Origin of the sequence: Granulicella sp. S156 (genome assembly GCF_009766105.1) — a bacterium.
Lineage (GTDB): Bacteria > Acidobacteriota > Terriglobia > Terriglobales > Acidobacteriaceae > Granulicella.
Map to the genome: position 1 here is coordinate 668630 of NZ_LMUH01000013.1, position 10859 is coordinate 679488.

The following is a 10859-nucleotide window of genomic DNA, read 5'->3' on the forward strand; positions in this document are numbered from 1 at the left end:
CGTGGATTACTCCATCGACTAGTCATATGTAGAATGGACTGATTTGAGAGTTCGTATCCGAGAATAACGTCTTCGTTTGTGCAACGCTCGGATAGAGCGTTGACGATAACTATCTATATATAGAAGTTCCTCGGCTGCTGCCGCCTACTTGTCAGAACCCGCAGGAATCCAATGTACCAAGTCTTTCGACCGGGCGAGCGCCATACGGTTCCATCCCCGGTGTGCGTATGATGTGTTTTCGTTGTGACCGGTGTAAACGAGATAAAAATAGCCATCCTGCTTGCGCCAGTCGTAGATGGCACCGGCATCGTAAGGAACAAGTTGGTTAAAGCTTTCGGTAGGGAGATCCAATTTCATTCCATTTCCCCATGCAAGTGGATGCCTCGGATCTAAGAGCGTGTAGAGAAATGCATTGTGACCCTTTGGGTAAGCGGAGCTAAGCACATTCAGCTTGCCGTCGATCCAGATAAATTCAAAGTTCTCGTGGATCAATCCGTTTTCTTTGCCGTCTGCCATGTTGAGCGTAGGGTAACCAGAGCCGATATACTGCCATGGGCCGCTTAGACTTTTCGCTTCAGCTAGTTGTGCTCGTAATCCGTAATTCCAAGGTGGAGTCTGACTCTTCTCTACAGCTTCGCGCCGGGGTAATCCGTGTGGATTCACTGCCTCTTTCCACATTGCATAATATCTATTTCCATTGCGAGTAACGGTAAGGTCGTCTACGCCGTGACCTGTAGTGAGATTCGCGGCAAATGGCTGGCGTGGCGACCAATGGATCAGATCATGCGAAGTCATGTAGAAAAGCTGGTGGTAGGAGTTATTTTGTTCGTCGCCCCAGGAGTTGAACGATAGTTCCCATAGATTTCCTTGCTTTTGGACGTCCGGTGAGCACATTCCGATAAAGCCAGCATCTTCTCCGTCAAAGTTCATGATGGGCTGTGAGTAGGTTTTGAAGTCGCGGGTCGTGACCTCAACAACGTGGCTGCGCAACTGTCCATGATCCTCGTAGAACGCCGAAAAGAAAACGTAGAATACGCCGTTCCGGGGAGCCAGTGCAAAATCCTTGATCGACCAATCGGGGAAAGAGAGAACCGGGTTGTGCAGATTGTTCCAGTCGATGAAGGGTTGTGGAGCACCCCATACCGGGCGAATCCAGAGGAGGAGAGAAACGATCGCGATCAGCCTTACTTTCATTTTGATACCCCTCGCGTTATACCATTTCACAATTTCTGCTTTGCATTGAGCGTTGGCTGTCTTTATCTCGTCATTGATAGTGCGCATGGATTCTGAATGCGCCCGATCGTCTTTAGAACAGGAATTATGAGTCAATTTCAATCGTTCGATTGGGTGACGCTTTGGTGATGGCGTGAAAGACGGTCGAGCCCGTCGAGCTGTTACTTCGCAAAGCATATTCCGGAGATCGCATGTAGTCTTTCGATAAATCGGTCAAAGTTGTATCTATAACGGAAGTCATGGCCGCGGCAGATTCGTTGCTCGGTATGATTCGTGCATATGGACGGATCGCTTACGATTCTTTCGTGTTGCTCAAGAGGAAAATCACTCACATGTCAGAATTGAACTCTCACTCCAGACGTTGGTTTCTGTCTTCCATCATTCCTGCTGCCGTGGCTTTGGAACTCAGTCCTGCCGCCGCCGCGCAAGATCATTCGCGTAGAGCGGAGGAAGAGTCTTCCAGCCACCAGGGAAAAGGCACGGCTGACTGGATGCGAAAAGCTCGATGGGGAGTGATGACACATTATCTGGCAGATTGGATTGCCAAAGACACTGGTGAAGAGATGACGGTCGCGAGATGGAACGATCTTGTGGCTCATTTCGATGTGGAAGGATTGGCCGACCAGATCAAATCCACGGGCGCAGGCTACCATCTGATCAGCATTGGCCAAAATTCTGGATACTATCTCTCGCCCAACGCTACGTATGATCGCATCGTCGGCATTCAGCCAAGTAAATGTTCAAAGAGAGATCTGGTTGCAGACTTGTATGACGCACATCGTCGGCGTGGTATTAAGTTGATGGTCTATCTTCCCTCGGGAGCTCCTGCCGGGGATGCTGCTGCAGTGAAAGCACTCGGGTGGCAGGCAGGAGCATACCGAAACAATGAGTTCCAGCTAAAGTGGGAAAAGGTGATTCGGGAGTGGTCGGAGCGTTGGGGGAACAAAGTCTCCGGTTGGTGGTTCGATGGCTGTTACTGGCCCAACGCGATGTATCGCATGTCAGCTCCAAACTTTGCCAGCTTTGCTGCTGCGGCGCGAGCCGGCAATCAAGAGAGCCTAGTGGCCTTCAATCCTGGAATGTTCCGCCGCATTTTTTCCATGTCGCCATATGAGGACTACACGGCAGGAGAGATAGACCTTCCAGCAGAAGTTACGCTCAATCACGCTGAGGACGGCATCGTTGATGGAGCCCAACTTCACATTTTGAGCCATCTGGGTGAGAGGTGGGGCATGGGCTTGCCACGGTTCTCAACGGACCAGGTAGTGGCATGGTGTCGCAAGCTCAAAGATCAGGGAGGAGTCTTTACCTGGGATACACCGGTGAGTGCAGATGGACATATTTCGCAGGCGTTCATTGACCAACTAAAAGCTATTGGACATGACAACGGTGCGGCATGATGTGCAAAGGAAAGTCATGAGAATCGTCGGCAGAAATTCATTGTCCACGATTTATAGGGTGGATTGACCGACGTTTTGCGCGAGTGAGGAATTAGTGTAATGCGTCCTATCTCGGAGTTCAGATATTCACCGTTGGGGCATCCTTGCCCTCCTCGTTCCAGCGTCGTTCTTGCCCACTGATACAAATCGAGCCGGTACTCCACAGCCATGACAGACATTTCCGTTCTGGATAAAGCTTGATCCTTTCCCCACAAAGACTTCGCTGGCAACGGTCCATATACTGATCACGATGACGACTCGAATGACGCAAGCCCCACTGAAATTGGTGGACTCAGACCATCCAAACTCTCAGAGAGTTGCAGTTCTCGATGAGCCACGATACCTTTCTCTTCGCTATGCCCAAATCCCCGAGCCGGGCGATGGGGAAGTGCGAATCAAGATCAAATGGGTGGGTGTGTGTGGTTCTGATATCGAGGCCTACCGTGGCACCCGCAGCCCTGAGTTTGTGAGCTTTCCAGCCCGGCTGGGTCATGAGGTAGCAGGTACTGTCGATAAGCTCGGACCAAATGTTGAGGGGTTGCGCGCTGGAGATCAAGTTACTTGCCGCTATGTGTGGGGGGCATTTGCCGAGTACATCGTGTGCCGTCCTTTCAATGTCAAGGTAGTGCCGCCTTGGTTTCCGTTAGTTGACACAAGTCTGATCGAAATTCTTCCTGGAGTTCTTCATGCTGCAGAGATTGCCAGGATCGATCAACGAACGACGGTTCTGATCACGGGTCAGGGTGTCAGCGGCCTGGTGCTGACGCAAGTTCTCCGTCTGCACAACCCGAAAGCGCTGGTTGTGACGGATTTGAACGACGACAATCTGGCGCTGGCAAAAAAATATGGAGCAACCCATACGTTCAAAGTTCCGTCGCCGGAGACGCCAACGATGGAGGTCGCAAGAGCCGATTTTCCTGAGGGCTTTGACGTAGTAGTTCCGTGTCTGCTTGAAGGTGATGGCATGGTAGACGCAATCGATTGCACTGCATTCACAGGGAAGGTAGTCATGTATGGATGCATCGGTGTCTCCAACAGCCCTATCGACTTTTTGAAGATTCATCGCAAGCGGATCGATATCTATTCGACAGAGCCGAAGCGCGACATCGATATGCGTCGCTTCTATGACGAAGGCATCCGACTCGTTCTCGATGGCCTGGTCAACACCTCTGAAATTGTTACGCACCATGTTCCCTTAAGCCGTATTGGCGAGGCCTTTGAACTCCGCGATAATGCCCGAAACAGCGCCATCCATGTATTGGTCGACTGTGAGGCTTAGCGATGCAGAAGAGTAGCAGAGCAACCAGTTTGGTTTCAGTAGGGATACTCCTCGTTTTCACCCTTTTCGTGTTTCCCGCGAGCGGAAAGACCAAGACATTTATCAACTGGAAGAACCTGCAGAATCCTGTATTGTCCTATCCTGATTGGTCGATTAAAGATGCCGCAATGGCTTATCGGAAGGGTATTTTTTACGTCTTTTTTTCTGCTTTCTATTCAGAGAGAGGGCTGATACGGTCGCACGTTGTTGAGGTCAGCACTCGCGACTTCAAGCAATACTCACAGCCGATATTCAACTTCGATGGAGACGAAGATGGGTGGATCGGCATGTGCTCGCCCGATGTTCAACGAGTGGGCAATCAATACATCCTTACCTACAATTCGTGGGGAGACAAGGCAGGCAAGCCGACCGGCTTGTTCTACAAGACCTCAAAGGATCTGGTCCATTGGTCACAAGGGAAAACTCTGGCGACCAATCTAATCGGGGACGAAAGTGTGATTGACGCCGCTTTGGCTCACACAGACAAGGGCTTTTACCTGATCTGGAAGCCCAACTACGTGCGCGGTGCACGGATCGCATTCACTCCTTCACTCGATCAGCCATTCACACTTGTTGGTGATGGGTCTCCGTCGCTTTTGATGGCAGACGGCAAGGATAATGGCCGCTTCCACGAAAATTATGAGTTCATGCAAACGAACGGCAAATGGTACCTGTTGACCACCGACTACGTTCCGCATGCTCCTTATCTCTATGCGCTTGACGCAGGCTCGGACTGGCTCAGGTGGACGCAAGGCTATACGCTCGACATTCCGAGGGAGACCTTCAATACAGCTAATATTGCTAATGCCTCTGCTCTCTATGACTGGCGCCAATATGATGGCTATTACTATCTGATCTACGCTGGGTGCACAGAACGAAAGACTTACGCAAAACGCGGCTGGAATTCGCTAGGATTGGCGAGATCAAAGGACTTGGTGCATTGGTCCGTCGCAGGCAAGACGGAATGAGCCGGCACTAATATGACTGTGCTCAAGCCGAAACCGCATAAATGCGAATTGCAAATAACGGGGCTGCGATGGTGGATCGCGGGTTTGCTTTTCCTCGCTACGCTGATTAGCTATATTGATCGGCTCACGCTTTCGATCCTTGCCCCAACCATCTGCAGGGAGCTGCACCTCAGCAACTTCCAATATGCCAGTATCAGCGTCTGGTTTTTATTCACGTATTCCATTGGCCAAACAATATTTGGCAAACTTCAGGACCGCATCGGTACGAAGACCGGCCTCTCAATTGCAATGGCAATCTGGTCGGTAGCTGAAGTAGCTCAGGCGATGGCTCGTGGTTTATTTGGCCTGAGTGGTCTCAGGCTTGTTCTGGGATTAGGAGAGGGTGGTCACTGGCCGGCTGCGATTAAGGGTGTTTCCGAATGGTTCCCCGCCAAAGAACGTGCCTTGGGCATGGGCATCGTTAACACCGGTGCTACTTTGGGCTCTGCCCTTGCACCGCCCTTGATCATCTGGCTTCAATTGAGTTTTGGCTGGAGGACGACGTTCATTGCTACGGGCCTGCTTGGGTTTATCTGGCTCGCGTTGTGGCAGGTGTGTTATCAGCCTCCGACACAGCATCCATGGCTGTATCCTGCAGAACTCGATCTTATTCAGAAAGAAGTGGTGAAGCCTGAGACTGCAATGGTATCGCCAGCCTGGCGCGATTTGCTGCGGAACAGGCACGTTCAGGGAATCGTCCTGTCCAGGTTTCTCGGCGATCCCGTCTGGTGGTTGTATCTGGTCTGGTTACCCCTGTATCTCTATTCCGCGCGCGGTCTCAGTCTGAAGGCGATTGGCCTTTCGGCCTGGATACCGTATGTCTTTGCAGACGCCGGTGCTTTGCTCGGTGGCGGGTTCTCCGGATGGTTAATTCATCGTGGCTGGAAGCCGATGCGGGCTCGTAGGTTCGCGATTCTGTTGGCTACCGTGCTTGCGCTAGCAGGTATGCTCGTCGGCGGAGCCAGGTCCGCGACCCAGGCGATCATTCTGATTAGCATCGTTCTCTTTGCTTTCCAGTTTTGGGTGAACAATGTGCAGACACTTACGAGTGACCTGTTTCCCAACCATCTGGTCGCGTCCATCTCGGGTCTTGCTGGAACAGGCGCTGGTCTTGGGGCAATGATCTTCATGCTATCGACAGGATGGCTCGTTGATCATTTTGGGTACACGCTGGTATTGGTTATTTCCGGTTTACTGATACCGTGCGCCACCGCGGTGCTTTGGATGCTTTCACGCAATACCGAAGGCGGTAATAAAACAGAGCCCGGGGCCCTCGCAATTACTGGCCGTCTTCAGCCATAGCTGGCAAAGACTCGGGGAGCATATCCGAGCAATCAAATGACCGCCATCTCCAGTTTAGACAAAAGTTCAGCAGTTCAATCTAAAGACAGACGTAGCTCCAGCCAACCATAATCAGCTCCGAAAGTTATCAGGAGAAATCATTGATTATGGAAGGTCTGGCCAGTTGTACAACGCGTGTCTCTTCAATGTGGTGCACTGCAAAACTCGTGATCGTTGCACTGTTAGTCGTGGTAGTGCTGTGCGCTCCTGGTGCATCTGCTCAAAGCGGAGCCGGATCGATTCAGGGCGTCGTTACCGATGCGGCCGGAGCTGTCATTCCGAGTGCTTCGATCCATGTCGTCAACGATGCTACCGGCGTCGCGTTCGACACGAAAGCTAATGAAGTTGGCTTTTACCAGTCGCCTGGCCTATTTGCGGGGACCTATACCGTGAGGATTGTCGCGCCGGAGATGGAAGCCTCTCAAAGAACGATTGAGCTCCTGGTGGGCCAGCGTGCGGTAGTGAACGCATCCTTGAAAGCGGGGTCTACGGCGCAGACCGTCGACGTAACCGGGGACGCGGTTCAACTCGTCACTCCCACCAGCGGTGTTATCTCCTCGACACTTGAAAACAGCAGGATCAACCAACTCCCGATGAACGGCCGCAACGTCCTCACTCTGGTTCAAGAGACCACGCCGGGGCTGGAGAACTGCACTGAATCGTCCTCCTGCCCCAGTGGCCTGGCTGGCGGAGCGATGGAGTATATGGTGGATGGCGTCACACTCCTCAACAGCGAATTCGGTGGAACACATGTCGGCTCAGCGCAGGTGCCCGATCCGGATTCGATTCAGGAAGTCCGCGTGGAGACCAACGGCTCTGGCGCAGAGTCCGCAACGCCGGCTATCGGCATCCTCACGACCAAGTCTGGAACCAATCAGCTTCACGGCACACTCTTTGAAACCGCGCGCAACAATGCCTGGGGTATCGCCCGGTCGAGGGCGAATCCGTCGAACTTCGTCGCGCCCCATTATGTGCGCAATGAATTTGGTGCTTCCGCCGGTGGTCCAATTGTTATTCCTCACCTTTACGACGGCAAAAATAGGTCCTTCTGGTTCTTTGCCTATGAGCGTTACTCCCTGGCGGCTTCGACCTACCAGAACATGACTGTGCCGACTGCGGCCATGAGAAATGGCGACTTTAGCGGACTGATTAACAGTTCAGGCATCTTGCAGCAGCTCTACGATCCAAACACGACAATATACAACCCTGCGGGCGGTTCGGCGGGTAGTTGGTCGCGCAAGCCATTCGTCAACAACCAGATTCCGGTGAGCCGTGAATCTCCCGACGCCAAAATTTTCAATGACATTACGCCGCTGCCTACCACCGCCGCCAACCCAATGGTCATGACCAACTTCCCCGCTCTTTCTCCCCAGTACCAGGTCACTCCGAACATTACCTTCCGCCTGGATCACACATTCAATCAAAATAACCGGGCCTACTTGCGGTACACGCAGACGAACACTAACTACTATTTTCTGCGCAATGACCCCGCTGAACCGGCATCGCTTCCGGCCGACGGCCTGCCCGCGAATGCCAGCGGCGTCTCGTTGAACCAATACGGGCTGTTTGCTCCTGCCATCGGATTTACCCATATCTTTTCCCCCACCTTCTTTGCTGAAACCATCATCAGCCAGCAGTGGTTTGGAGAGCAGAACTACGCCGGAGGTACGCCGTTCGCGAATTTTGAGAAGCAATTGGGGCTACCTAATAACTTTGGCGAGATCGGGTTTCCAATCGTCGGTAGTGGTGAGATTTTTAGTCCCCTGGACGGCACCCAATTCCAGTATGGGGTAACTCAGATCATTAGCAGTCTCGACGAGAACCTTACTAAGACATTCGGCCAGCACCAGTTCTTATTTGGCATCCGCTACCGGCATGAGCGCTTCGGATCGAGACCCAATGAGATCGAGGATACGGTCCAATTCGATGGCCAGGCGACCGGCCTTGAAGATCCGACATCGGGCAAAAATTATTCGGCTATCGCGAACACGGGGAATGCGAACGCGGATGAGTTCCTGGGCGCCGCCTACAACTACAGCGTGAACACCGATCCGCCCTACGGGCATATCCACAATAACGAGTATGACGCCTACTTCCAGGACAACTATCACATGACGAAGAACCTGACGGTTAACCTTGGTCTCCGCTACGAAGCGCATCCCTCTCCAGTAGTGGGAGACGGAATCATGATGGCCTTCGATATTCCGAACCATGCCATGGTGACCTCCAGCACTCCGGCCCAACTGATCGCCAAGGGGTACACGACGCAGGCGGTGATCACCAACGACATCAACGACGGCGTGAAGTTCGAGACTCCGCAGGCGGCCGGAATGCCGTCCAGCTTGCTTAGAAACTACGACTTCACCTTCGGCCCCCGCGTCGGCATTGCCTGGACACCATCTTCCAGGTTGGGGACCGTCGTACGCGGAGCCTATGGACGATTTATCTATCCCGAGCCAGTCGGCAACTATCTTAAGGGCTTTGACCGGCGGAATCCGTTTACCTTGAGCTACAGCCAAAACTATACGGCCGCCAACCAATCTCCGGATGGTTTGAAAAACTATCTCTTGCGCTCACCGCAGTCTGTTGTCATGGGCGTGAACAGTTCCAATGTGGTCAATAGCGCGTCAACTACCGCGATCCTTCCTGGCCTCAGCGTCCAAACGGATAATCCAGACTTTCCACCCAATTTTGTAACTCAGACGAACTTCACCATCGAGCAGCCACTGAAGGGGAATTCCGTGTTGCGATTGAGTTACCTCTATACCCATGGAACCAACCTGGACCAGATCATGGAATATAACAACCCACCCTCAAGCTACAACTGGGAGATGGCGACCGGAACAGTTCCTCCCAGCGGAAGCGTGATCGGTTCAAATCAGTATGCCGCGACTGCGACCGGTCCTTACGACCAGGTCACCTATGGCGGAAATACCCTGACTCAAAAAAGTGGTTGGTCGAACTATAACGCCTTGCAGGCCAACTACCAAAGACTCTTCCATCATGGCCTCGCCTATCAGATCTCCTATGTGTGGTCCAAGTCGATGTCAGTGCAGGGAAGTGGCGCGGCTCAGAACGATATCCTTCCCTACCAGGACTATGTCGATAGCGGGCTCGGCACGATGACCGCGGCATATGGAGCCGCGTACGCGCCACCTCTTCCACCCCCACCACCCGCGAACACACCTTCTTACGCGTACTATCGCGCGCTCAATCGCTTTGAGAACTACATGGTCGATACATCCAGCCCGAAGCAGCACATTCAATTCAACGGGATTGTCGATCTGCCTGTTGGACGCGGAAAGCGGTTTTTCGGCCACTCTAACCGGCTCGTCGATGAACTGATCGGCGGCTTCGAGCTTGCCGGAGCCGGAACCATTGTCTCGCAGGACTTTACCGTCACTTCTACGAACTGGGGGCCGACCAACCCCCTGAAGGTCTATAAGCATAAGGCTCCGATCACCGATTGCCGCAGCGGCGTGTGCTACAAGGAGTTTGAATGGTTCAACGGATACCTCGCACCCACAGTTGTGGCTGGGAATCCGTGTGCCGGATCGTCAAGCGCCGTTGTAACCGGTCTTCCCGGCGGTTGGGCTCCGTACCAGAGTCCCATCGACACTACATGCCCAACCACGGATAAATATTTCGGGGGCAACGAGGTAAATATCACTACCCTCGACGGGAAGACCTCTGCCATCAGTTACGCACCTTCTCCCGCGGGATCCAATCCCTATTCGCACACCGTTCTCAATGGACCCATGAACTATAGCGTCGATCTTTCCCTGTTCAAGGTATTTCCCATCACCGAGCGGGTGAACCTTCGCGTAAACATGGATGCCTTCAACGCCTTCAATATTCAGGGGTACAACAATCCGAATGGAACGGATGGTACGGAGAACATGACTTCCTCCTACAACACGCCACGCGAACTGCAGTTCTCAGCGCGGCTGACGTTCTAGATCTCGCCATGCAACTCCGTGTTCACGGCGGGGTCATTTCGCATTCCGATTTCGGCCCTGCGATTGACGCCCGCCAGCACCCTTGTGGTATGCATTGCCACTCCTGCAAGGATCGGATCAATTTCTATACCAATCCATACGCTTCGGCTCGCACTTAATCCAGGAGAAATTCCTTATGCGCAGGGCTTCAACGAAACGTTCCTTCCAAAGCCTCGTCTTCAGCTTGGTTTTTCTAACCGGCTTCGCCTTCATGCCTTCTACACAAGCACAAACCAACATGACCGTCAGCAGCTTTACCGGTCCGGTCACCTCTACGGAGGTCAACTCCTTCCTCTCCTACGTCACGGCGCAGGCCCCAGCCACCAACAATATCGGCAACAACTGGGTGCAGGGCACACAGGGCGAAGAGGTCAAGGCCATGGGCCTCGTCTACGAGATCACACAGAACACAGCCATCCTCGATCAGATGATTCGCTTCTGCGATGCCGTACTCTCTGAGCGCGACGATCTGGCGCCTGCACCCACCGGTCAGATCGTCATCTGGACTGGCCGCATCGATCCC

At 53.0% G+C, this 10859-nt stretch carries 7 protein-coding genes; 6 read left to right on the plus strand and 1 reads right to left on the minus strand.

Annotation, left to right across the window (positions count from 1 at the left end):
• Positions 1–144 precede the first annotated feature (144 nt).
• Positions 145–1281, minus strand: coding sequence for a hypothetical protein (locus tag GSQ91_RS12725; RefSeq protein WP_158821936.1), 1137 nt, complete (start codon positions 1279–1281; stop codon positions 145–147).
• Between the two features lie 284 nt (positions 1282–1565).
• On the opposite strand from GSQ91_RS12725, the gene GSQ91_RS12730 reads away from it, so the two are divergent.
• From GSQ91_RS12730 to GSQ91_RS12755, 6 genes are all read left to right on the plus strand, one after another.
• A complete protein-coding gene (locus GSQ91_RS12730) occupies positions 1566–2633 on the plus strand; it encodes an alpha-L-fucosidase (RefSeq protein WP_216845210.1) in 1068 nt (355 codons plus the stop codon).
• Between the two features lie 301 nt (positions 2634–2934).
• Positions 2935–3951 carry a zinc-binding dehydrogenase gene (locus GSQ91_RS12735; RefSeq protein WP_216845212.1) on the plus strand — a complete coding sequence of 339 codons (1017 nt, stop codon included), beginning with the start codon at positions 2935–2937 and terminating at the stop codon, positions 3949–3951.
• 2 nt (positions 3952–3953) lie between these two features.
• Positions 3954–4958: a hypothetical protein gene (locus GSQ91_RS12740; RefSeq protein ID WP_158821940.1), complete on the plus strand. Its 1005-nt coding sequence runs from the start codon at positions 3954–3956 to the stop codon at positions 4956–4958.
• A 12-nt stretch (positions 4959–4970) separates the two neighbouring features.
• A complete protein-coding gene (locus GSQ91_RS12745) occupies positions 4971–6299 on the plus strand; it encodes an MFS transporter (RefSeq protein ID WP_158821942.1) in 1329 nt (442 codons plus the stop codon).
• Between the two features lie 206 nt (positions 6300–6505).
• Complete coding sequence (locus GSQ91_RS12750) at positions 6506–10297, plus strand: carboxypeptidase-like regulatory domain-containing protein (protein WP_158821944.1); 3792 nt, start codon at positions 6506–6508, stop codon at positions 10295–10297.
• Positions 10298–10472: 175 nt separating this feature from the next.
• Positions 10473–10859 (plus strand): hypothetical protein (locus GSQ91_RS12755; protein WP_216845214.1); only part of this gene is annotated, 387 nt, incomplete at its 3' end.

Excerpts from the sequence above, each read along its gene's own strand:
- GSQ91_RS12725 (WP_158821936.1), bottom strand. The coding sequence starts at position 1,281 with ATGCGCACTATCAATGACGAGATAAAGACAGCCAACGCTCAATGCAAA.
- GSQ91_RS12730 (WP_216845210.1), top strand. The coding sequence starts at position 1,566 with ATGTCAGAATTGAACTCTCACTCCAGACGTTGGTTTCTGTCTTCCATC.
- GSQ91_RS12735 (WP_216845212.1), top strand. The coding sequence starts at position 2,935 with ATGACGCAAGCCCCACTGAAATTGGTGGACTCAGACCATCCAAACTCT.
- GSQ91_RS12740 (WP_158821940.1), top strand. The coding sequence starts at position 3,954 with ATGCAGAAGAGTAGCAGAGCAACCAGTTTGGTTTCAGTAGGGATACTC.
- GSQ91_RS12745 (WP_158821942.1), top strand. The coding sequence starts at position 4,971 with ATGACTGTGCTCAAGCCGAAACCGCATAAATGCGAATTGCAAATAACG.